At 65.0% G+C, this 22,228-nt stretch carries 20 protein-coding genes and 1 pseudogene; 9 read left to right on the top strand and 12 right to left on the bottom strand.

Features of this window, described 5'->3' with window-relative positions:
* Positions 1–42: 42 nt before the first annotated feature.
* A complete protein-coding gene (locus tag EV191_RS23150) occupies positions 43–3,237 on the top strand; it encodes a BTAD domain-containing putative transcriptional regulator (RefSeq protein ID WP_132879351.1) in 3,195 nt (1,064 codons plus the stop codon).
* A 230-nt stretch (positions 3,238–3,467) separates the two neighbouring features.
* Entirely contained in the window at positions 3,468–4,076 is a 609-nt protein-coding gene (locus EV191_RS23145; protein ID WP_132879350.1) for a hypothetical protein, read from the top strand.
* A gap of 68 nt (positions 4,077–4,144) precedes the next feature.
* On the opposite strand, the gene EV191_RS23140 is transcribed toward EV191_RS23145, so the two are convergent.
* Complete coding sequence (locus EV191_RS23140; protein WP_132879348.1) at positions 4,145–4,876, bottom strand: class I SAM-dependent methyltransferase; 732 nt, start codon at positions 4,874–4,876, stop codon at positions 4,145–4,147.
* Between the two features lie 105 nt (positions 4,877–4,981).
* On the opposite strand from EV191_RS23140, the gene EV191_RS23135 reads away from it, so the two are divergent.
* Both EV191_RS23135 and EV191_RS23130 read left to right on the top strand, forming a co-directional pair.
* Complete coding sequence (locus EV191_RS23135) at positions 4,982–5,566, top strand: ArsR/SmtB family transcription factor (protein WP_132879346.1); 585 nt, start codon at positions 4,982–4,984, stop codon at positions 5,564–5,566.
* 43 nt (positions 5,567–5,609) lie between these two features.
* Positions 5,610–5,843, top strand: a pseudogene (locus EV191_RS23130) (response regulator transcription factor); the annotation flags it as partial.
* Here EV191_RS23130 and EV191_RS23125 read toward each other — a convergent pair.
* The gene (locus tag EV191_RS23125) at positions 5,823–7,031 is read right to left on the bottom strand and encodes a cytochrome P450 family protein (protein WP_132879343.1); all 1,209 of its coding nucleotides are present in this window, start codon (positions 7,029–7,031) and stop codon (positions 5,823–5,825) included. The pseudogene EV191_RS23130 and the gene EV191_RS23125 sit on opposite strands and share 21 nt — an antisense overlap.
* Positions 7,032–7,236: 205 nt before the next feature.
* Positions 7,237–8,319, bottom strand: a complete 1,083-nt coding sequence (locus EV191_RS23120) for an NAD(P)/FAD-dependent oxidoreductase (protein WP_132879341.1) — start codon at positions 8,317–8,319, stop codon at positions 7,237–7,239.
* A 97-nt stretch (positions 8,320–8,416) separates the two neighbouring features.
* Between EV191_RS23120 and EV191_RS23115 the strand changes: the two genes are divergently transcribed.
* Positions 8,417–8,872 (top strand): MarR family winged helix-turn-helix transcriptional regulator, encoded by a 456-nt coding sequence (locus EV191_RS23115; protein ID WP_132879340.1) that lies wholly within the window; start codon positions 8,417–8,419, stop codon positions 8,870–8,872.
* Here the strand turns inward: EV191_RS23115 and EV191_RS23110 are convergent.
* On the bottom strand, positions 8,869–9,765 hold the full coding sequence (locus EV191_RS23110; RefSeq protein ID WP_243659166.1) for an LLM class flavin-dependent oxidoreductase: 897 nt from the start codon (positions 9,763–9,765) through the stop codon (positions 8,869–8,871). The genes EV191_RS23115 and EV191_RS23110 overlap by 4 nt on opposite strands.
* A gap of 82 nt (positions 9,766–9,847) precedes the next feature.
* Here EV191_RS23110 and EV191_RS23105 point away from each other — a divergent pair, with 82 nt between their 5' ends.
* On the top strand, positions 9,848–10,273 hold the full coding sequence (locus EV191_RS23105) for a nuclear transport factor 2 family protein (RefSeq protein WP_132879338.1): 426 nt from the start codon (positions 9,848–9,850) through the stop codon (positions 10,271–10,273).
* Positions 10,274–10,304: 31 nt separating this feature from the next.
* Here EV191_RS23105 and EV191_RS23100 read toward each other — a convergent pair whose 3' ends face one another.
* A complete protein-coding gene (locus tag EV191_RS23100; protein ID WP_132879336.1) occupies positions 10,305–10,745 on the bottom strand; it encodes a VOC family protein in 441 nt (146 codons plus the stop codon).
* A 92-nt stretch (positions 10,746–10,837) separates the two neighbouring features.
* Here EV191_RS23100 and EV191_RS23095 point away from each other — a divergent pair, with 92 nt between their 5' ends.
* Entirely contained in the window at positions 10,838–11,779 is a 942-nt protein-coding gene (locus EV191_RS23095) for a helix-turn-helix transcriptional regulator (RefSeq protein ID WP_132879335.1), read from the top strand.
* A gap of 29 nt (positions 11,780–11,808) precedes the next feature.
* On the opposite strand, the gene EV191_RS23090 is transcribed toward EV191_RS23095, so the two are convergent.
* The 7 genes from EV191_RS23090 to EV191_RS23060 are packed head-to-tail and all read right to left on the bottom strand — an operon-like array spanning position 11,809 to position 19,784.
* A complete protein-coding gene (locus EV191_RS23090; RefSeq protein WP_132879333.1) occupies positions 11,809–13,224 on the bottom strand; it encodes an Nramp family divalent metal transporter in 1,416 nt (471 codons plus the stop codon).
* Positions 13,225–13,270: 46 nt separating this feature from the next.
* Positions 13,271–14,431 (bottom strand): enolase C-terminal domain-like protein, encoded by a 1,161-nt coding sequence (locus EV191_RS23085; protein WP_132879332.1) that lies wholly within the window; start codon positions 14,429–14,431, stop codon positions 13,271–13,273.
* Between the two features lie 24 nt (positions 14,432–14,455).
* Entirely contained in the window at positions 14,456–15,403 is a 948-nt protein-coding gene (locus EV191_RS23080) for a phosphoglycerate dehydrogenase (RefSeq protein WP_132879330.1), read from the bottom strand.
* A 30-nt stretch (positions 15,404–15,433) separates the two neighbouring features.
* On the bottom strand, positions 15,434–16,822 hold the full coding sequence (locus tag EV191_RS23075) for an Nramp family divalent metal transporter (RefSeq protein ID WP_243659165.1): 1,389 nt from the start codon (positions 16,820–16,822) through the stop codon (positions 15,434–15,436).
* 25 nt (positions 16,823–16,847) lie between these two features.
* Complete coding sequence (locus EV191_RS23070) at positions 16,848–18,014, bottom strand: sialidase family protein (RefSeq protein WP_207894627.1); 1,167 nt, start codon at positions 18,012–18,014, stop codon at positions 16,848–16,850.
* Positions 18,011–18,772, bottom strand: a complete 762-nt coding sequence (locus tag EV191_RS23065; RefSeq protein ID WP_132879329.1) for an HpcH/HpaI aldolase family protein — start codon at positions 18,770–18,772, stop codon at positions 18,011–18,013. The genes EV191_RS23070 and EV191_RS23065 overlap by 4 nt, the downstream gene beginning before the upstream one ends.
* A gap of 25 nt (positions 18,773–18,797) precedes the next feature.
* Positions 18,798–19,784, bottom strand: coding sequence for an aldo/keto reductase (locus EV191_RS23060; RefSeq protein WP_132879327.1), 987 nt, complete (start codon positions 19,782–19,784; stop codon positions 18,798–18,800).
* Positions 19,785–19,973: 189 nt separating this feature from the next.
* On the opposite strand from EV191_RS23060, the gene EV191_RS23055 reads away from it, so the two are divergent.
* Positions 19,974–21,206, top strand: coding sequence for a four-carbon acid sugar kinase family protein (locus EV191_RS23055; protein ID WP_165913066.1), 1,233 nt, complete (start codon positions 19,974–19,976; stop codon positions 21,204–21,206).
* Between the two features lie 4 nt (positions 21,207–21,210).
* Positions 21,211–22,212 carry a 4-hydroxythreonine-4-phosphate dehydrogenase PdxA gene (gene pdxA, locus EV191_RS23050; protein WP_243659164.1) on the top strand — a complete coding sequence of 334 codons (1,002 nt, stop codon included), beginning with the start codon at positions 21,211–21,213 and terminating at the stop codon, positions 22,210–22,212.
* The last annotated feature ends 16 nt before the right edge of the window (positions 22,213–22,228 follow it).

The following is a 22,228-nucleotide window of genomic DNA, read 5'->3' as shown; positions in this document are numbered from 1 at the left end:
CCAAGTTGCGCGATCAGTCTGGTTTGCGATGTAGTCAACGTTATGGGCGGTTCTGGCGAACTGGGTGCACTGGTTCGGAACTTTCGGCGTCGCGCTGGCCGCACGCAGGTCGGGTTGGCCGAGCTCGCGGGAGTGAGCATCGGCGTGGTGCGCGACGTGGAGCAGGGGCGGGTACGGATTCCGCGGGCACAAACGGTTCGCGCCCTGGTGACCGGTCTTGGGCTGACCGAGATGGAGGCAGCAAGACTGTGGTCGCTGGCCGGCGGTGGCGGCGGGGTGCGCATCGAGCTCCTTGGCCCGTTGCGGGTCTGGTCGAATGGCCGCCTGGTGGACGTGGGCTCGGCGGCACAGCGGGCGGTGGTCGGGCTGCTCGGCCTTGGCCTCGGCGAGGTTGTTCGGGCTGAGGAGCTAGCCGAAGGGGTATGGGGAAGCGCCCGCCCGGAATCGGTGGATGGCTCGCTGCGATCGCGGGTCTCTCGGGTGCGCGGCCTGCTGGACAACGGTGTGCGGACGGTGCCGGGTGGCGGTTACCGGCTGGACCTGGACAGGGTCGCGGTGGATATCACGGATTTTCGCGAGGGGGTGCGCCGGGCCCGGCAACTACACGCGGCTGGCGACCCGGACGGCGCATGCACCGAGTTCGGTACCGCGTTGGGCTTATGGCGCGGCGAGGTGCTCGCAGGGCTGGAAATGACCGCGCATCCCACGGTTGCCGCGCTACTCGCCGAATGGCAGCGCGTGATCGTGGAGTACGCCAAAGCCGCGACCGAGATTGGCCGGCATATCGAGGTGGTTCCGGTGCTGCGCCGGCTGATCGCGGCCGAACCCCTACAGGAGTCCGCGCATGCGGCGCTGATGGTTGCCCTGGTCGGTTGTGGTCAGCAGGCGACCGCGATGGAGGTGTTCACCGATATCCGGCGCCGGTTGGCCCAGGAGCTCGGCGCCGATCCGGGTCCCGAACTGCGGGCGGCGCAGGAGCATCTGCTGCACCATCCAAGCAAATCCGAGGTGCACCCGGCTATGCCGAGCGTGCCGCCGGTGACCGTGCGCGCGTACAACCATCTCCCGCCCGATGTCCAGGACTTCGTCGGGCGCGAACCACAGCTACGGCAGCTGTGGCGACAGACGACCAAAGAGGACGCCAGGGCGGTCATCATTCATGGCATGCCGGGAATCGGCAAAACTCGCCTCGCCGTGCGGTTCGCGCAGCAACGCCAGGAGGCCGGCTACGACCGGGACCTGAGCGTGTACGTCGACCTCCGCGGCAACGCCGATCATCCCCCTGCCGACCCCAGCGAGGTGTTGATCAGCGTGCTACGACTGCTCGATGTGGCACCGGAACACATCCCGACCACGCTTGCCGAACGCGCCGCGCTCTTCCGGCAGCGGCTCGCCGGCCGGCGAGCGCTGATCCTGCTGGACAACGCCACGCACGAACACCACCTCACCCCGTTGCTTCCGCAGCACCCGGACACGCTTGTGCTGATCACCAGCCGACGGGCGATCAGCCTCGACGGTGCGCACCAGCTACACCTGACCGAGCTCAGCAGCTCGGATGCGCAGGCCATGCTCGCCAAGCACGCGGGAACAAGGGAGACGCACGACCGCGCGGCCCGCCGGATCATCAACCTGTGTGGACACCACCCGCACGCCATCGCGCTGGCCGCCGACCTGTTGCGAACGCGTCCCAGCTGGACATTGCCGGATCTGGCACACCGGTTGACCCATACCCCGAATCCGCTCACCGAACTCGCAACCCTGCACACCCTGTTCGACCTGTCCTATCACGATCTGACCCCCACACAGCAGCACACGCTGCGGCATCTCGCGCTGCATCCGACCCAGGAGATCACCCCAGAGAGCGCTGCCGCCCTCACCGGGTTACAGCCCGACCAGGCACATGCCGTGCTCGAGCAACTGACGCACCACCATCTGCTCACCACCATCACCTCGCGGCGCTACCACCTGCATAACCTGCTGACGCACTACACGCAGACGCTGGTTGACCAGCACGAAACGCCTATCCAGCAACATCTCGCCACCACGCGGCTGCTCGCCTACTACCTGCATACCGCGAGCAAGGCGATGCGCGTGCTCTACCCCACCCGCTGGTGCCCAGAGCCGCCATTCGAGCCACCACAGTGGACTGTCGAGTTCGAGTCATTCGAGGATTCCTACCGATGGCTGGCAACGGAAAGTGCCGCACTAGCCGAGGCAGCGAAGCTGGCCAGCAAGGAGAATCTGGTAACGCACGCCTGGCAGCTGGTGTACGCCAGTGTCGAATGCGCGTTCCTGGACGGCTCCACGGAGATCTGGACCCATGTTCACGAGACGGCTATCGACGCCACGATGGCCGCCGGTGACCGGCTTGGCGAGCTGGTGTTACGGACTCATCTCGGCAACCTGCATGCGGTGAGGGGAAACAACCTCGCTGCGCGCCGTCAGCTCGACCGTGCCATGGAGCTCGCCAGCAACGACGAGTACCCAGAGTTCGCGCGCCGCACGATGGCCGTCTGTTGCTGGCTGAACAGCCGACTTGGTCGGCTACGCGAAGCGGCGTCCTACGCCGAGCGGCTGGCACAGCGGCCGAGTACCGATCTGCTCACCGATGGGATCGTACTGACCGCGGCAGGTCGATACCTGCAAAAGCTTGGCCGTCCGGCGCAGGCGGCGGACTCGTTGCGGCGCGCCATGGCACTTTTCGAGCAGGCCCGCGAATACAACAGCGAACCGGTGGTCCTTGCCGAACTCGGCGAGGCATACCGGTTGCTCGGCGAGTACTCCGCCGCCGCTGACTGCTTCGAGCGTGCGCTGGCGAATGGCGCGGGGTTTCAGTGGATCGAGATGTTCAGCACGCTGCGGTTGGGCGTTACCTATCGCGCGCTCGGCCGGCACGCCGAGGCGATTCGGCACCTCTGGCAGGCGGTCCGCGATTCGCAACTCACGCTGACCATGATCAGCGCCGCGGAGTCCGTTGTGGATCTGGCCATCGCCTACGGCATGTCCGGTGAGCTCGATACCGCGAAACACCTGCTGCGGCAAGGGCTTGACCTTGCCACGCAGGCCGGCGAGCGTTACGAGGAGGCTCGGGCCCATGACCGGCTGGCGTGGGTCGCCGAAAGCACGGACGATTACCCGACCGCCCAAGTGCACCGGAAGCAGGCCGACGAGCTGTTTCAGGAACTCGGCGTGCTGGCCGATTCCTACGTGCATACGGAGATCTCCCCGGCGAGCTGACCGGTGCGCAGATGTGCACGACTGAGCCATCCCGTACTTTCCCGGCAGCCTTCCGGCGCAACTACCGGATTGAGCTGCGCCTTCACCCCGTGGATCGGCGACGCGGGCTACTCGGTACCGGCATTGCCGTTCGGCAAGCTTTCGAGCGTCAAGGTTGCGGCACGCGGGGGCAAACAGACGTGCCCACAGCAGAAGGGGACAAGATCATTAAGCGCACAAAACTGGCGTTCGTGGCCGCCGTGGGAGCTGCGGTACTCGCCGTTTCGGCATGCAGCGACGAGACCAGCGGCGAAGCGGCTGCGGGAACCGCGACGGAGACCACCGAGCAAGAAGAAATCGATTCGGATGCGGGCGCCGAGGATGACGACGCCCAGGGCGCACCGGCTGACGGCGACACCAGCCTGACCGAGCCAGGTAGCGAGCTTTCCGTTGGTGACCGCGCGATTATCGAGCATCGGGACGACATCATCGGGATCACGGTGACCTCGATCGAGGAGATGGACAGGGACGAGTTCCAGGAACAGGCCAGCGGAAGTAACCTGGACAAGATCATTCCCTACCAGATCCGCTACACCGTGGAGAACGTCGACGGCAGCGATCTCGGCAACCTCAGCCCGCCCACGCTGCGCGGGGTAACCGCGGACGGCGGGAGCACCAGGGTCTCGGCGGGCATCAGCGTGGACGGCTGCGAACGTAGCACCGCGCCGCGCGAGTTCGGCAATGTTGGCGACAGCTTCGAAACCTGCACCGTCGACGGCGGGCAGGAAGGCGCAGACCTAGGAGGCGCCGCCTTTAATCAGGATGACTACCGGGAGAATCCGATTATCTGGAAGGCATAGCCTCCTTGCCGCGGCGCGCCCAGGTCTCGTCCCGGCCTGGGCGCGCCCCTATATCTCGGACCCACCTTTCAGCTTGGTCGAGCGATGGTGATGATTTCCGGGCTGGTGTCCGTATACGGCCCGCCCGACCAGTCGCCATACTGTTCCGCAATCCGTAGCCCGGCTTTGGCAAGGTGTGCGGGCAACGCTTCCGCGGACAGGAATCGCAGCGTACTGGTGCTGATCTTCGGGTTCGTCCACACGGGACTCCGGTAGGTCGTGCTGAACCGCACGAGATCGCCGCGCACCCACTCGACCTGTTGTTCCTGCCGGACCAGCTCGCCCGTTTCGGCGCGCACCTCGACCGCATTCTCCGGCGTCCACCGGGTCCATGCTCGAACGAGCGGATTGCGGGTTTCGAAAGCGAACCGGCCGTGCTCGGTCAGCGCACGGCGGATCGCGGTAAGTGCGGTGTGCAGTTCCTCGTCGGTACACCACACTTGAAACGCGTGCCCGCTCATCACTACCAGGTCGAACTCGCGCACCCAGTGGGCATCGGTGAGATCACCGTGCACCCACTCGATATCGGTACGGCGGCGCGCGCGGGCGAGCATGCCCTCGGCGGGGTCCAGCCCGCACAGCCGCCCGGTATGCCCTGCCGCCCGAGCGGCATGCAGCAGGGTTCCAGTGCCACAGCCAACATCGAGTACCGCGCGAGCGGCATGCACCATCGGCAGGTAGAAGTCGAAATCCGGCGCCCATGGGTAGGTCACGTCGTACAACGCGGCCAGTTGCGGATCGATGAACTGGTAATCAACCATCCGGCGACCATGGCACCCCACGCTTGATGCCGCCACGGAATTACCGAATACCAGTGGAGATAAGTGCACCTTGACGGGCTGGGACGAGCGGCGCACTATCGGAACATGTCTTCCGAGAAGAATCGTTCCGAAGGAGTGGGTGCGGATCCTCGAGCGTTGCGCGCGCTTGCCCATCCGGTGCGCTTGGACCTGCTCTACCTGCTCCAGCGCGAGGGCCCGCTCACCGCGACGCGAGCCGCGGAACTCCTCGACCTCACGCCCAAAGTGTGCTCATATCACCTCGGGCTCCTCGGCAAACACGGGATCATTGAGGAAACCGGCGCCGGCAGCGGACGGGCTCGACCGTGGCGAGTGGCGGAGCGCGACATCAACTATCACCACCGCCCTGACGAGGAACCGGCGATGACCCACGCGCAGGACGCCTTTGCGAGCACCATGCTGGCCAGGGACAGGCAGGTCATCGAAACCTTTATCGTGCAGCGACACCAACTGCCGAACACCTGGCGCAATGTTGCGACGATGTCCAGTAATCCGTTGCGGTTGACCCCAGAACAGCTCCGTGAACTGCGCACCGAACTGCACGCGGTACTCGAGCGGTACCAGGCCATCAGCCAGACACCGGACCCGAATGCCCAGCCGGTACACGCCGCCCTCTACGCGGTACCCGCGCTGAATTCCGGAAAGGACTGAGCCGATGCCGGAAAGCACCATCGCATCCCCGGACCTGGTGCCACTGGACCGACTGACGCCACGCGAGCACGAAGTACTGGTGTTACTCGCGAGCGGCCGATCCAACGCGAGTATCGCGGCAACGCTCGTACTCAGTCCCAGTGCGGTTGCCAAGCACATCAACAGTATCTTCGGCAAACTGGATATCCCACCGACCGAAGTAGACAACCGGCGAGTACTCGCGGCGCTGAAGTACCTGCACGCTACGGCGCAGGGGTCAGTCCACCCGGACCATTAGCTCGCGCATGCCGTTCAGCAGCAGACTCGGCACCCGCTCCGGTTCCGCGGCAGGGTCGGCCAACCGCAACCGAGGAAAGCGTTCCAGCAACGCGCCGATCGCGACCCGGCCCTCGGCACGCGCGAGCGGAGCGCCAAGGCAATGGTGAATACCGTGCCCGAAGGCCACATGCGAGCCGTGCGCCGCGGCGATGTCCAGCCGCTCGGGCAAGTCGTATCGATTCGGGTCGCGGTTGGCCGCGAGCAGCGCGGGAACCACTACCTCGCCGGCCGGAATGGTGACCGCGCCAATCCGTACCGGCGCCGCGGTGACCGAAGGCAGCGTTACCTGTACCGGGGAATCAAAACGCAGCAACTCCTCCACCGCATCCGGCAGTCGCTCGGATTCGGCCCGCAACAACGCAAGCTGATCCGGATGGGTCAGCAGCGCATACACCCCGTTCGCGATCAGGTTCACCGTGGTCTCGTGCCCCGCGGAAAGGAGCAGGAAGGCCATCGAGGTGAGCTCGTCCTCGGTCAACGCGGCTTGCCCGTCGCGTACCGCGATGAGATCGGACAGCAGATCCGTGCTCGGCGCGGCTCGCTTGTCCGCCACCAGTTCCCGGAGGAAGTCGAGCAGTTCCCGCGCGGCGCCCAGATAGACCTCGGCAGGGTAGGCAGGTCCACTGGTCACGATCACCGACCAGCGCCGGAAATCCGCCCGGCGCTCCGGCGGCACTCCCAATAGCTCGGCAATCACCGTGATCGGCAACGGGTAACCGAACCCGGCAACCAGGTCCACTGTGGATCCATCGGCGCCAGCCTCGGCAAGCTCGTCGAGCAGTTCAGCGGCAAGGGCGCCGATCCGCGAGGTCAGCTTCGCTACCCCGCCCCTGCTGAACGCGGCGGCGACCAGCTTGCGCATCCTGGTGTGATCCGGCGGATTACTGGACAGAATATGTTGGTGCATCGCAGCAGCCAGCTCGGGTGGCGTCGCCTCCCGGTGCGGGATCTGCTCGGGCGAACGTCGGATATCCGGATGCGCGAGTGCTTCGCGAACTTCGGTCTGACCGGTGATCAGCCAGACATCCACGCCAGTGAACAGCCGAACCCGATGCACCGGCCCAGCCGCGGCCAGTTCCGCTAGTACCGCGTGCCGCGCACTACCGGTTGACTGGGTAAATGGCGATTCAGTCCCTTCCGTACTCACGGGCGCCGAGTCTACGCCGGACCGACCGCGCTAGTTATCAAGTTCGATCACGGCGCCTAGTACCACTCGCCGATCAAAGTTGGCATCGGTGATCTTTACCCGAAAACGGGTCCGGAATCCGACCGGCGCCGGATATCGAACACCAGCTGCTGAGCATCACCGACACCGCGTGAGCGTAGCAATCCGGGCCCGGCAAGAAGGTCGGTTAACCGAGCCCGAACGTGATCCGAACGTCGTCCACCCCGAGATGCGCGCCCTTGATTTCCGCCGTCTGCTCGGCGCCGAGCACCCCGACCTCCGGGGTGTACGCGGCACCACCCGCTGGGCCAAGGGGCAGCGCGATACTGGCCCCACCAGGCTGATAGATGTCAAGTTCGGTTCCACCAGCCAGCAGCGTGCGGATGTTCGCGGCGACGAGCCGCGCATGCTCCCCCGCCGCTTTGGCCAGCTTGGGCTCCTGGACCGCGGTCAGGTCGCCAACGGCGAATACCCGCTCCTGTCCGGACACGCGCAGTTCCGGGGTAACCCGCAGATGCCCGTTGGCCTGCCGGACAGCGGCCAGCTCGCCAGCCAGATACGCACTGTTCGGCACTACGCCATGGCAGCGAAACCAGATATCGGCAATGATCTCTTCGCCCGAGTCGGTCACCGCGGTGAAGGTCTTGGCCTCCCCTGGCTCGGCCGGCGGCTGCTCGCGTAGTGCACTGCCAAGCACCAACCGGATTCCGCGCGCTTCGAGTTGGCTGACCAGCTCCGCGCGCAACTCGGCAGGATAGTCACCGCGCAGAATCTCGGGCGCCTGGTCCACCAGCACAATGGACTTGTCCGGCCATCGCGCATTGATCTCGCCGGCCAGTTCGAGCCCGACTGGCCCAGCACCGAGGAGCAACACGTTTCGCGCATCGGCCAACGTCTCCCGCGTGGCGTGCAGCTTGGCCTTTGCCGTGGCGCTATTGACGACATCGGATTTGGCGGGGAACGGGTAGTCCGAGCCGGTTGCCAGCACGAGATAGTCCGCGCTGAGTTGTTCGCCGGAGCCGAGCGTGACGGTCGTGCCCGCCACCCGAACGGCGCGATCCTGAATCACCCTTCCCCGATCAAGAAGTTTCGTGTAGGGCAGGAAGATCCGATCAGTCCACTCTGGATTGACAAGACCGCGCAGCGCCCCGACGTTGTACAGGAAGGCGTCTCGCGGTTCGACGAGCACCACATCGGCAACCTCGTCAAGGTTCTTGGCGATCGCAGTACCCGCGTATCCACCGCCGACGACAACCACGTTCGGACTCATCAAGCCTCCTAGTTCGTATCACGAATCATACGTAGTACGAACTAATGTAGTTCTTAGTGCGAACTATCGTCAAGTAGACTTGTGGCGGAGGTATCGCATGACGCACACCGAAGCCGTGCCAACCGAGGCAGGCACCGCCGAACCGGAGTTCGGGCTCGCCGTCGGCCTCGTCCGGCTGGCCGGCGTGGTACAGCACGTTTTCGGTGAGATCAGCAGGGAGTACGACCTCACCAGCCAGCAGACCCAGCTGCTCTGCATGCTGGTGAACGGGCCGGTGCCGATGGCCACGCTGAGCCGCCTGCTGCATCTGGAGAAGTCCAGCCTGACCGGACTGGTGGACCGGGTAGAGCGCAGGGGCCTGGTCCGCAGGCAGCGGTGCGCGCAGGACCGGCGCGTCTGGCGAGTGTCGCTGACCGACGAAGGTGAGCGGCTGGGCAATGACACACACCGGGACACCATCGACCGGCTGGAAAAACTGGCCGGCGACATCCCTGCCAATGACCGGGATCAGCTCACCGCGCTGATCGCCAGGATGGTGCGCGGAACTGGTTAATCGGCGCGTTCGTCCGCGACGGCTTCCCGGACGGCCGGTGCGATTTCCTCGGCGAACGTGGTGATCTGGTTCAGGTCATCGCCCTCGGTGCCGAAGATGAACGTGTCCATTCCGTACTCCAGGACGAGCTCGGTCAGCTGGTCCACCCATTGCCGCGTTGGCCCTTGCAGGAATCCGTGCGACTGCGCGGTGATACTGCCGAAGATGTTGTAGATCCGCTTGATTCGCGCCGGCTCCCGGCCAGCGGCGAGCGCAGCTTCATCGATTCGCGCGTGCATATCGGCAAGGCGTTCGGGCGGCACGTAGCTCGACGACGGCACCCAACCATCCGCTGAGCGACCAAGCTCGGCAAGCAGGCGAGGCCCGAGCACACCAAGCCATAGGCCGATCGGATGCGCCGGCACCGGCCCAGGACGTACCCCGGAGAGCGCGTAATGCGTGCCAGCCACCCGAACCGAGCGTTCCTCCGACCACATCGCTCGGATCACCGCGATTGCCTCGGTCAGCGCTTGCGCGGCTTCGCGCGGTGTCCGCCGCGGACCGCCCATTGCTTCGATCGCGTCCCAGAAAGCACCGGCCCCGATGGCGAGCTCCACTCGCCCGCCGGAAAGCAGATCCAGGCTGGCAGCCGCCTTGGCCAGTACCGCCGGCTGGCGTAGCGGCAGGCTGGCCACATCCGGAAACACCCGGACTCGTGCGGTGCGCGCCGCGATGGTGGCCAGCAGCGACCAGGCATCCAGGTATCGCCGCTGATACGGATGGTCCTGGACGCCGAGCAGGTCCAGGCCGCGCTCGTCGGCCACCGTAGCCACCCGCAGTAGCCGCTCGACCTGCTCGGCATCCGGCGTGGCGAATACGCCGAACTCGAGCTTGCGCCCGTAATCACCCACCATGACTGCCTCCCGGTTTCGCCACCAGTATGCGGATAAAAAACTTGGTATGCTGTACGGAGTAAACCGATGGAAAGGGTGTTGGATGTCGGATCTTGGTTCGACCCCCCTCGGGGTCGCGGTGCGCGACACGACTCGGCAGGAGATCGCGGAGTGGTTCGCCCAGTACGACGCGCTGGTCCCGACTGCCGATGTCGAGCGGATGGCCGAGCTTGCGGTTTTTCCACTGAACGAGGTGACCGACAGCGCGGACGGCACGGGCAGCGCCAACCAGACAGACCGGGCAGACTATCTACAAGTGATGCGTGCACAACTGGGTAGCGCGCCCGCGGACCTGGATATGCGGGTGACCCGCACACCGATCTTCCTGAGCGAGAACATCGTGCTGGTCGTTTCCGATGGCACGATGACCGCAGCTGGGCAGACCGTGCCGATGCACTACGCCGATGTGCTGATCAGGGTCGCAGGGCAGTGGAGGTTCCAGACCCAGATCCAGGCCGGCTGGGGTTGACCCGCCCCTCCCGCCCACCGAGCCGCGATGTTTAGGGATCCTGCGGTTCAGGGCGGGGCTGCGCCCGCATCGACTCGAGGATCTCCAGGTAGTGCGGGTTGTACATCAGCCCGAGGATATTGCCGAACGGGTCGGTGACCGATGCGGTGATGAATCCGGCCTCTCTGGTGGTCGGCGCGTCGTGCTCCCGCGCGCCCATCGCCAGCACTTTCTCGTAGGTGGTCGCGACATCGTCCACATGCCAGTAGACGATCGCCCCAGCCGGCTGATCGGTAGCCGGATGTGGTGCCCATGCCCGGGAAAGCAGGCCGAACTCGTGCTGGTAGTCCCCGATCCGGAACTCGATATAGGCGGGCGGACCGGTTTCCGGTCGCACGAAGTAGGGCTGCACACCGAACAGCTCGGCGTACCACTTCGCGGCGGCGGCCATGTCATCGGCGAAGAAGTTGGTGGTAGTGAGTCCGCGCAACATGACGGAGTTCCCTTCACTGGTTTGGCTGATGTAACCGAACCTAGGCACAAAAGTGTGCATCTCATGAGCACTTTGTTTGGCAAACTCGCGATATGCGCGCTGACCGTCTGGTTGCCACCCTGCTGCTGATGCAGACCAAGGGCCGGGTAACCGCAGCCGAGCTGGCCGCCGAGCTGGAGATCTCGGTTGCCACCGCACGCAGGGATCTCGCGGCGCTGTCCACAGCCGGCGTACCGGTCTATCCTCAGCCGGGCCGAGGCGGTGGCTGGTCGCTCGTCGGCGGCGCGCGGACGGACCTGAGCGGTCTGACGGCATCCGAAGCAACGGCGTTGTTCCTGCTCGTCGGCCCCTCGTCGACGGTGGCGCCGGAACTACGCTCAGCATTACGCAAGCTGGCAGGTGCCCTGCCCCAACCGTTTCGTTCCGAGGCGAGCGCAGCCGCGAGCGCGGTGGTGTTCGACCCAGCCCGCTGGGGCGAGTCCACACCGGACAGGCCGGCGTTCGTCGAACTGTTGCAGGACGCGGTGGTACGCCGCCGTCAGGTTGAGATCAGCTACACCGGACGTACCGGCACGCGGCTCATCGATCCATGGGGCTTGGTGGACAAGGACAACGTCTGGTATCTGATCGCCGGTACGGAGCGAGGCCAGCGCACCTTTCGGGTGGATCGGATCAGCGAGGCGCGGTGCACCGAGCAGCCCGCGCACCGGCCGGCCGATTTCGAGCTCAACCAAGCCTGGCGAGCGGTCGTCGATGAGGTGGAGCAACGGCGGTCCTCGGTTACCGCGGTCGTACTGGTTCCCGCCAACCGGCTCGACGTGCTCCGCACCCAGTTCGGCCGGTATCTCGAAGTGGACGAAGAGTTGTCCGATGACCGGCTGCGCGTACGGATATCCGCGCATCTGCCGGTGGCCGTCGCCGAGCAACTGGCCGGCTGGGGCGCCGCGATCGACGTGCTCGAACCGGAATCGGTGCGCAGCGAACTCGCCCGTATCGGCACCGAACTCGCCGAGCGCTACAGCCCACCTCGCTGACCTCAAGGAACGCGATCACACGCGCGGGCCTAGTCGACCGTCACACCGAAAACCTCCAAGGCCGAGTAGCTACCGAGCGCGATGATCGCGATGCTGCTCAGCACCAGCGCACCGGTGATCAACCAGTTGGGGCGAAACCGCTTGTCCGGTTCCTGCCCGCGCAGGTACCACACGCCGATCACCACAGCCACCAGGAAGATACCCGAGCCAATGCCACCGATCTGCACCATCAATACCGGCGACTGTACAAACAGGAAGAACGATGCCCACAACGGCGGAAAGCACCAGGTGAGAATACGAATCATCCGGCGGCGCGTCGCGACGTCACGCCAATTCAGCACCCCGAGAACGCCGAGCGTATTCGTCCACAATCGAGGGACACTGGCAGTAGATCCGATATTGGTCGAGAACAGCACCGCGATCGCACCGACCAGGAACACTACCTCAGCCCATGGGCCGAGCGTATCGGTGTACATTCTGGACAGCGTGGCGATCATGTCGTTGCCTTCGGGAACCAACGACTGCACATGCAGGACGGCGGCACCGATCACGTAGAACGACAGCGTGCAGATCGTGCACACCAGCCAGGAAACGCCTACGTCGAGACGCATTACCTTCAGCCATCCCGCAGCCCGCCGGTCCCGCTCCTTGGTGCCGTCTGGCGGACCTGTCCAGCGCGCATAGCCCTTCTCCATGCACCAGTAGGTATAGGTGGTCATCTCGTCCGCGCCGACACCGGTCGACCCGAACACGGCGACGGCAAGCCCGAGCGCGCCTGCCGGCACAGCGAACTGCATACCGCTACCGATATCCGCGGCGCCCCAGCCGAACTCGGTGAGTGGCAAGGCGAGCGCCAGGGCCAGTGTCACCATCGTGAACACCGCGACGGCGCCGACCGAGATCTTTTCCACAATGGAGTACTTGCTGCTTTGCAGCAGTGCGATCGTCACCGCGACGATGACCAACGTCCACGCGGCGGTCGACTCCCAACTCAACGGTGCGCCGACGATCGGCCACAGCACCGAGCAGGCGGCGGCCGTGCCGCCGATGATCCCGCCGCGCTGGAACATCTTGGCGAAGTCCATGCCGATCCACAGGAAATTGATCCAACTACCGCGCCGCGTACGCGGTCGCACGTCGGCGAACGCCTCGAGCGCCGGCCGGCCATACAGCACGGTGAGCCGGCCCAGCTCGAGCTGTACCCAGACCTTGACCGAGGTTGCGACGATAATCAACCACAGCAGCACGAAGCCGGCTCGTGCACCGAGTGAGGTGGTAAGGATCAGCTCCCCCGAGCCGACTACCGCCGCCGAGAGGATCATGCCCGGACCTAGGTACCGCAGCCGGCCACGAAACGTGCTGGGTGGCTCCCGGACATCCTCGGCACGCAGCGCGTAGTGGTCTTCGCCCAGCGGCTCAGCCGGTCGGGACGGGGCTTCAGCCATAATGACGCTCCATTGGGTCGCAAAACAAGCTGGCTCGATGATCGGGTCAGCGAAACTCGACCGTCTCCACGGTGTGCGCCTCGATGACATCCCAGGCATAGCGCACGCCGAGACCATGCCCGGTCGGGACCGGGACGCAACCGTCCGCGTCGATGGCGGTCAGCCCGTCCCGGTAGTCATCCGCGTACACCAGCTGACTACGGCCGATCTCCGCCGATTTCGGGTGTACGAAAGACATCTCGTAATAGTTGGTGTTCCGCAATGCGGCCATCAGCTGGCGCTGGGCGGGCCCGGGCGTGTGTAGCTCCACGTCCAATCCCATGCCCTCGGCCGCGTGCGCGATCTTTACCGCACCGGTAATCCCGCCGTCGTACTCCGCGTCCGCTCGCAGTAAGTCGGTTCCGCCGCCGATCGCGAAATCCACGTGCTGTTCCAAGCCACGTACGTGTTCGGTTTGTAGCAGTGGCGTCCGGATCAACTCGCGCAGCCTGCGATGCCCGAATACCGATATACCGGTGTCCTTGTAAGGATCTTCCAACCAGAGGAAGTTCGCCTCATCGCAAGCTCGTCCTACTTGGACAGCATGTGCGAAGGTTTCCAGCTTGCAGCCAGGGTCGAGCATCAGGTCCATATCCGGGCCTACCGCCTCGCGGACACGGCGAATGGTAGCGACCACTTCGGAGACCTCGTACTCGTCCCACACGTGCAGTTTGTATGCCCGGTAGCCGAGTTCCTGGCAAGCCACGGCGAAGTCCGCGTACGCGGCAGGACTGTCCAAGCCACCATTGCGGTCCCCTGCCGCAGTCGACGCGTAAGCGGGAAGCCTGGTACGCCAACCACCGAGTAACGTGCTGATCGCGGCACCGTGCGCCTGGCCAGCGAGGTCCCACAGTGCGATATCGACGAACCCCATGCCCATCTTGTCGAACTTCCGCAGCTGACGCTTGACATCGTTGTAGATCAACTCGCGCTGCAACGGGTTCTTCCCGATCAGGTAGTCCCCGAACATCCGCAGTTGTGCCGCCGCGATCGAGTTACCGCCCACGTAACCACCGACGAGTCCGTCATCGGTGTAGATGCGGATCGCGTAGGCGCTCGTGGGCTTTCGACTCCCCGGTTGGTAAACCAACGAGAACCCGGTCGGATGCTTGGTGAAATCGACCATATCGAACTTGGCTCTGTCCAGCCGGATGCGGTCGATCTTCATGTGGACCTCCGAGGAGTAGTCGGTTCAGTTGGCCGGGTTCCGTGGTGCTTCGCGGCGCAGCACCCGGAGCACGTCTTCGACAACCGCGACGCCCATCACTCGATTGGCTTCCTGGCTGCACGCACCAATATGCGGGGTAAGCACCACGTTCGGAGCGGCGCGCAGCGAGCTTTCGGCAAGCGGTTCAACAGCGAAAGCATCGAGTCCGGCGCCAGCCAAGTGCCCGCTGTGCACCAGATCGGCGACGGCCGCCTCGTCAACCAGGCCGCCGCGAGCGGTGTTGAGCACGATCGCTCCGCGACGCATGGCGGCGAGCCGATCGCGGTCAAGGACCGCCGGTTGCCCGGCTGTCGCTGGCAGATGCAGGCTAACCACATCCACGTCAAGGGTCGCGTCATCCAGACTCACGCCGCGGACCTGACCAAACTCGTGCCCCGGTACGATCGGATCGTACGCACAGACGTCCATCCCGAAGGCCATTCCGAGCTCGGCAACCAACCGTCCTATCCGACCAAACCCGATGATGCCGAGTCGTCGCCCGGCCAGTTCGAAACCGAACGTCTTGGGCCAGCCGCCTTCCCTGATCGCCCCATCACTCGCCGAAATACCCCGCGCGACATCGAGCAACAGACCAAAGGTGAGTTCTGCTACCGCACGGGAATTGCTTCCCGGTGCATAGACAACACGCACATCGTGTTCGGTCGCCGCGTCGAGATCGATGTTGTCGTAGCCAACCCCATGCTTCGCGACCACCTTGAGCCGCGGCGCGGCTGCTTCGAACACGGTCCGATCGATGTCGTCCAACCCGACGATAAGCGCGTCCGCGGTACCCACTCTCGTCAATAGCTCAGCCCTCGGCAGCGCGGCCTCGGTGCTCGGCTGTTCCGTTTCGATGCCAGCATCCGCCAACAGGCGCCATGGTTCGATCGCATAACGCCCAAAGGTCGGCGTGCTGATCAGCATGCGGGTCATTCGGCTCCTCGAAATGCGCTGGACGGGCTTCTAGAAAAGTGCTGTGAAGATGCTGCCGACGAGCTCATAGGTCGCCCACAGCCCGACTGCCCCGATCAGACCGAGAATCGCGGTTTCCCACCACTTGTTGACATACCCGGTGGACATCAGATCCTTCCTGCTGGTCATGACGATCAGGCCGACGATGATCGCAGGCACGGTCAGCACGTTGAACGAGTTGCCAAGTAGGGTTACCACCACAATGCCTGGCATTCCCGGCATCGAGAAGATGATCGGCACCGTCATGATCACGGTCAGGATCGTCCAGAAAATCGGATCATAGGAGAATGTCTCCTTTTCGGACAGTCCGCTGACACCCCGCCTCGCCCTGATCCGTTCCGCACGCTCCGGACGTGACTTGTAGATCGATTCCACGAACATCCGCACGAACACGCGCGGCTGAGTCACGATGTTGTTGAAGACAGTGAAGAAGATCGCGCACCACATGATAGGCGGTCCCGCCGGCCCGATGGCTTCCTCCATCATGCGGGCAAGGCCAGCTTCCGAGTCCACACCCTGACCCGAACCGTGTAGCGTTTCCGCCGCTACGACCCATACCGCGAGCACCAGCCCGAACATCACCAGCGTGCCGAACTGCAGATCGGCACGCTGAAGTTTGCGATACTCCTTCCCGCGCCAGCCCTTCTCGTGCATCAGGTACGGGTAGAGCAGGTTCGCCGCGGAACCACCAACCGCGCCAATCAGCCCGACCGCGGTGCTGATCGCGGTGATGTAGCCGGCCTCACCAGGAGGCAGGTCAAAAGCGAGCCCGCCGAGTAGTTTGCTGAAGTCCAGCCCAGTACCGATGAGCGCGGTGAGGAAGCAGAGCACCAACACCGCCATGGTGATCTGCGCGACGATCTCCAGTCCGCGAAAGTGACCTCTTCGGCGCGAGGCAAGCCAGAATGCCGCCACGATAGTGACCACTGCCCAGAACGGGATCCCCCAGCCACCCAGGGAAATGACGTTGCGGAACAGCTGATCCAGCGCGGTTCCCGCGGCCAGCAGCAGGAACGAGACGTAGACGAACCCAAGGACACAGGTGGTGATCCCGAGATACATCGGGAAGCCTTTCCAAACCCGCCCGTATCCGTCCAGGATCGTCTCGTCGCCGACCGCGTTGCAGAGCTGGTACTTCGACATCGCGGAGACAATGAAGTATCGGGAGAAGACCGCGATCAGCAACGTCCAAAGCAGCGCGTAGCCGAAGGTCGAACCAGATACCGAAGCGCTGATGAAGTCACCGGTGCCCAGCCAGGACATCACGACGACGATTCCCGGCCCCATGCTCTTGATGTATCCGGCCAGGTTGTTCGGTGGGCCACTGGACGCCCCGGAACCAACTACCGGTGCGCCCTTTTCCTCTGGTGTGTTATGCATGCCAGCTCCAATGCGATGGCGATGATTACCAGCCAGCCCAATCCGGGAGAACGCGGACGTACTTGATGGCGCGCCGGAAGTAGGTGTAGGCGATATGCAGCGCGCCGTCCGCGCCCTGCGTGATCGAAGGGTAGGAAAGCTCGCGGTTCAATCCATCTCGCGAGTTGTTCGTGAGGCAGTACCCGTCCCCGGTCTCGAGGTTGCGACGGGGATACCAACTCTGCCCATGGTCCGCGGACAGCGCGAGCGTGATTGGTGCGCGTGGCGCACCCCAGAAGGCGGTTCCCGGCGGCTGCTCGACAGCCTCCGAACGATCGACCAGTCCTTCGTCGCTTATCTCGTCGTAAAGGGACGTCCGCCGCGCCGTGGCGTCTCGCGCGCTGCTGGCGTTGTAGACGAGCGCCAGCCTGCCGTCCCGAAGCACTGTCGCCTGGATCGACGAGTTGTTGTTCGGCAACTCGGTCGGTCTCGGCTCGCTCCATCGCACGCCGTCCGCGGACCAGCTCGCATGGATGGAGTCGGCCTGACGGCGCCGGAACAGTGCGAGCAGGGTGCTGTCGGCGAGCGCCAGGATGTTCATATGCACGCACCCGGTGCTGCTCGGTACTTCGTGGTGCTGCCAGGTGCTACCCCGGTCATCGGAGACGAGTACCGCGCTGGTGTCGTGGTCGCCGCGCCAGCTACCGGAACTCGGGCGTACACAGCGAAACACCGGCAACACCCAGCGACCGGTACCCAGCACTACCGGCGGCTGCCGGACGAAGACGCCACCGGTATCAGCGGCAGGCACCAGAGTGCGCGGCGCATCCCAGCTGTACCCGTTATCGATGGATACCCGTAGCCGCACTTGCGCGGTGTCCTGGTTACCCGCGTGTTGCGCGGTGTACAGCAACCACAGCTCGCCCGCTGGTGTGCGGAACAAGATCGGATTCTGTTCAGAGCGCGCTGGATCGGCCGACAAGGCCACCGGCTTGGACCAGGCACCCGCCGAACCGAGCCGAGCGAACCAGACGTTGATATCCGATAGCCCCTCCTGGGTACCGCCGAACCAGACACAGCCGAGATCGCCGCCGGGTAGCGACATCAGGTTCGCCGCATGTGCCTGATCCGTCGGCGCGGCGAGGAAGGCCTCCTGGCGCTGAGGGTCCCCTGGTGCGGCACGAAGCACTCCATCGGCGGCGATACCGTTCACGACGTAGCGTCCTTCAGGTGCGCCGTCGCGGTTTGCTCCAGATGCACGAGGTCCGAGGCGACCGTGGCGAACGTGTAGCCCTCGGCCAGCCGGCGAGCGGCGAGCTCACCGCTCGGATTGTGAATACCGGCGGCGATTCCCGCTTCGTCCGCCGCTTCACGGACGGTACGCACCGCTTCCTCGAAGCGCTCGGCGACCGCCGGGTCCCCCGGATACGCGCCGCCGATCGCCAGGCACAGGTCAGATGGTCCAACGTAGACACCATCGAGCCCTTCGGTCGCGCAGATCTCGCGCACGTTCGCCAGGCCCTGTGGCGTCTCGATCATCGCGATCACCACGGTCTGGTCGTCAGCCTCGGCTGGCCGGGGACCGATCCGCAGACCGGAACGCATTGGACCGTACGAGCGGCGTCCCATAGGTGGATAGCGCGTCGCGGATACCGCTGCTGCCGCGTCCGTGGCGGTGTCGATCAACGGCACGATCACACCCGTGGCACCGGCGTCCAGCGCCCGGCCAATCGCGCTAGCCTCGTTCGCTTCCACCCGGACGAGGCCCGCCGAGGTTCCCCCCGCGTCGATGGCCAGCATCGCGCCCAACATCCCGGAGTAGCCGAGCAGACCGTGCTGAACATCCACCGCGACGTAGTCGTAGCCGACCCGCGCGATGCGCTCGGTGGCGATCGGCGCATCCAGTACCACCCAATAGCCGACGAGCTTTTCTCGATCACGCAGTTTCCTTGCGAACTCGGCGCTGGCCACGGTGACTCCTTCGCCTCGATGTTGTTCAGCGGTTGTACGCGGGCATCGGCCCCCGCAAAGAATCGCCAACCGCATCGCAGGCCGTCACCACATCGACCGGCAGTGGCCCGGCGGCGAGGGCGGCGATGTTCGTCGACAGCTGCTCGATTCGCGAACCGCCAAGCAGGATCGCGCTCGTCGACTTGCGACTGAGCAGCCAGCGAAGCGACAGCTCCGCCAGTGGAATTCCCGCACCAGCTGCGATCTCGGTGAGCTCATCCACCGCCGCGAACAACCGCTCGTCCCAGTACCGCTTGCGATACATCTCGGCCACCCTGGAATCGGCGAACCGGCCCGACTCCGGTGTGCGCTGATAGCTGTGCCGACCGGTAAGCAACCCGCCGGCAAGCGGGTTGTAGACCATGGTCAACAGGCCGGTAGTCGTCGCGAACTCGCTGTACTCGTCCTCGATTCGGCGTGCGAGCAGATTGTGCAGCTGTTGTGCCACGACCGGGCGAGGCGCACCGGTTTCCCCGGCGATCCTGTTGATATCCGCGATCTGCCATGCGGCGAAGTTGGACACCCCGAGCGCGCCGATCTTTCCTTCGGTTACCAGCTCGGCAATCGTCCCAAGCGTCTCCGCAAGCGGTGTCGTTCGATCCGGCTGGTGCAGATAGAACAGATCGATCCGGTCCACGCCGAGACGCCGCAGGCTGCCAGTCACGCTGGCCCGTAAGCCTGGCGCGGAAAGCGGCGCGTGCTCGCCCGCGTCTGGATGCGGAATGCCTGCCTTGCTCGCGAGCACCATGCGGTCGCGGCGGCTGGGGAGCAGCGAACCAAGCATCTCCTCCGCGGCACCCCCGGCATAACCGTTCGCGGTGTCCACCGCGGTGATCCCGGCATCCAGCGCGGTATCGAGCATCTGGGCCGCGCCTTCGGCCGAAACCGTGTCACCGAAGGTCATCGTGCCGAGCACGAGGGGCGAAAGGCGATTGCCCACTCCGGGTAGCTCGTGTTCCGCGAGATTGGCCATGGTGACTCCTTCGACACGGGGCAGCGACGCTGACGTGAACGCCGGGACTTCGGCACAGGGGCTGCGACACGAGGGAGCTCCAGCGGCCGACCCAGCGCACGTTCGACAGCCACCCTGGCACTATTGCGCGTTTCGCGCAATAGCTATAGCGTGATTCGCGCAGTCAGTGGTTTCCAGAAAGGATCGTGTGTGCGCACCCAGTGTCCTACCGGGATCTTCGCGCTTGCCGATGATCTTTCTGGTGCGGCGGAAACAGCTGCCGCTCTGCTGCCGGCAGCGGACAGCTCGGACAGCGCACGGATTGACCTCGACTGGCGGTCCGGATACGACACTGCGCACAGCGCGCACAGCGTGCGAGTGGTAGATCTGAACTCACGCCACCTGTCGAGTACCGAAGCCGCCAACCGGACCAGTCGCGTGTTAGCAGCTGAGGCCGGCCGCTACGCCGCGGTATTCCTCAAGATCGATTCGCTCCTGCGTGGAAACATCGCGGCTATCGTGGACGCAGCTCGCGACCGGCCCACCATCCTGGCGCCAACGCTGCCAGTTGCCGGACGCACCGTTCGTACTGGCGTCCCCCTCGTCCATGGTGTGCCGCTGCACCAGACGGATTCCTGGCGTGCCGAAGCAAGCGCACCGCCAGCGACGATCACCGGGGTACTTGACGAGTTGCCGGTGACCGGAGTGCAACTGGAAACGATCCGGTCGGCCGGGCTGACCGGAGTACTCGCCGAACTCACCGGATCCGGCAGGATCGCGGTCTGCGACGGTGTGACCGATACCGATCTGGACCTGATCGCACGAGCAGCACGAGAGCTATCCGAGGTACGGCTGATCGGCTCGGGTGGCCTCGCGGCCGCGCTCGGCCGCGCGCTGCGCCGATCCAGTCGGGCCGGCGAACACCTGGCGAGTCCCAATCATCAGCTGCTCATCGTGGTCGGTACCGCCGATCCGGGCGCGGCCAAGCAAGTACGCGCGCTTGTCGCTACCGGAGTGCAACCGATCGCCTGCGCCGCGACGACCCTCATCACCGGGGAGTCCAGGACGCACGACGCCGACCGGATCCGCGCGGCACTGCTAGCCGGCCCGACGGTGCTGACGATTGACGCGCCCGGTCCGATCGATCCGTCGACGGCGAACGCGCTGGTACGCGGGCTTGCCACGACGGTCGCCACGGCCGTTCGCAGCGCCAGCCAACCGGTGGATCTCGTGCTGACCGGCGGCGAGACGGCCCGCCAGGTGTTGGACAGCCTGACGATCCGCAGTCTCACACCCATCACCCAGGTCCACCACGGGGCAGTACACAGCCGGGCACCGGACGGCACCTCCGTGATCACTCGCCCCGGCAGTTTCGGCGACGCCAACAGCCTGGTCCAGATCGTCGCGCACCTGAGGCCCACACCGAAGCAGACGGAAGGTTGACATAGTGAGCAGCACGCCCACCCCCCTGATCGCCCTGACAATGGGCGATGGCGCGGGCATTGGCCCCGAAGTCATCATCGGCGCGCTTGCCGATGAGGCGACGACGTCGCGGTGCCGGCCGATCGTGGTCGGCGACGCCGTCCGGCTGCGGCAGGCGGCGGAAATTCTCGGCGTGCACCCGAAGATCGAACCCATAGCTTCGGTTGAAGACGCCACATTCCTGCCGGACCGGATCAATGTGCTGGATCTGGACCTGCTGCCGGCGGATCTACCGTGGGGAGCGGTTTCCACGGTCGCAGGCGAGGCCGCGTACCAGTACGTGCGCACAGCCAGCGAACTCGCCAGCAGTGGAAGAGTGCACGGGATCTGCACCGCACCGCTGAACAAGGAAGCGTTGCATGCGGCAGGGCACACCTTTCCTGGGCACACCGAGCTGCTTGCACATCTCACCGGCACCGAAGAGGTGTCGATGATGCTGTCCACGCCAACGGTCAATGTCATCCACGTGACAACCCACATTGGACTGTTAGACGCGGTCGCCATGATCGAGCCCGGTCTCGTCGAGCGCACGGTGCGCCGTGGTGAACAGACCATCCGGGATTCGGGTATCGCGCGACCACGGATCGGCGTCTGCGGGATCAACCCGCACGCGGGGGAGAACGGCTTGTTCGGCTACGGCGAGGAGGACGAGAAGATCGTGCCGGCGGTGCGGAAGCTGTGCGCCGACGGGATTGACGCGCGGGGGCCACTACCTGCCGACACCGCGTTCTACCTGGCTAACCGGGGCGAGTACGACCTGATCGTGGCGATGTACCACGACCAGGGCCATGGACCGGTAAAGATGCTTGGCATCGAAACCGGTGTGAACGTCACCGTGGGCCTACCGGTCATCCGTACTTCAGTTGACCACGGCACGGCGTTCGATATCGCGGGTACCGGGCGCGCCACGGCGGCTAGCATGGTCGAGGCCATCCGCCAAGCGGCCAAGCTTTCGACTAACGCCTGACCAGCCGGAGGAGACG

The sequence above is a fragment of the Tamaricihabitans halophyticus genome, from assembly GCF_004340875.1.
Classification (GTDB): domain Bacteria; phylum Actinomycetota; class Actinomycetes; order Mycobacteriales; family Pseudonocardiaceae; genus Tamaricihabitans; species Tamaricihabitans halophyticus.
The sequence above is the reverse complement of the archived record's forward strand: the minus strand, read 5'-3'. Positions and strand labels throughout refer to the sequence as shown.

Excerpts from the sequence above, each read along its gene's own strand:
- EV191_RS23150 (WP_132879351.1), top strand. The coding sequence starts at position 43 with ATGGGCGGTTCTGGCGAACTGGGTGCACTGGTTCGGAACTTTCGGCGT.
- EV191_RS23140 (WP_132879348.1), bottom strand. The coding sequence starts at position 4,876 with ATGGTTGATTACCAGTTCATCGATCCGCAACTGGCCGCGTTGTACGAC.
- EV191_RS23135 (WP_132879346.1), top strand. The coding sequence starts at position 4,982 with ATGTCTTCCGAGAAGAATCGTTCCGAAGGAGTGGGTGCGGATCCTCGA.
- EV191_RS23120 (WP_132879341.1), bottom strand. The coding sequence starts at position 8,319 with ATGAGTCCGAACGTGGTTGTCGTCGGCGGTGGATACGCGGGTACTGCG.
- EV191_RS23115 (WP_132879340.1), top strand. The coding sequence starts at position 8,417 with ATGACGCACACCGAAGCCGTGCCAACCGAGGCAGGCACCGCCGAACCG.
- EV191_RS23110 (WP_243659166.1), bottom strand. The coding sequence starts at position 9,765 with ATGGTGGGTGATTACGGGCGCAAGCTCGAGTTCGGCGTATTCGCCACG.
- EV191_RS23105 (WP_132879338.1), top strand. The coding sequence starts at position 9,848 with ATGTCGGATCTTGGTTCGACCCCCCTCGGGGTCGCGGTGCGCGACACG.
- EV191_RS23100 (WP_132879336.1), bottom strand. The coding sequence starts at position 10,745 with ATGTTGCGCGGACTCACTACCACCAACTTCTTCGCCGATGACATGGCC.
- EV191_RS23095 (WP_132879335.1), top strand. The coding sequence starts at position 10,838 with ATGCGCGCTGACCGTCTGGTTGCCACCCTGCTGCTGATGCAGACCAAG.
- EV191_RS23090 (WP_132879333.1), bottom strand. The coding sequence starts at position 13,224 with ATGGCTGAAGCCCCGTCCCGACCGGCTGAGCCGCTGGGCGAAGACCAC.
- EV191_RS23085 (WP_132879332.1), bottom strand. The coding sequence starts at position 14,431 with ATGAAGATCGACCGCATCCGGCTGGACAGAGCCAAGTTCGATATGGTC.
- EV191_RS23080 (WP_132879330.1), bottom strand. The coding sequence starts at position 15,403 with ATGACCCGCATGCTGATCAGCACGCCGACCTTTGGGCGTTATGCGATC.
- EV191_RS23075 (WP_243659165.1), bottom strand. The coding sequence starts at position 16,822 with ATGCATAACACACCAGAGGAAAAGGGCGCACCGGTAGTTGGTTCCGGG.
- EV191_RS23060 (WP_132879327.1), bottom strand. The coding sequence starts at position 19,784 with ATGGCCAATCTCGCGGAACACGAGCTACCCGGAGTGGGCAATCGCCTT.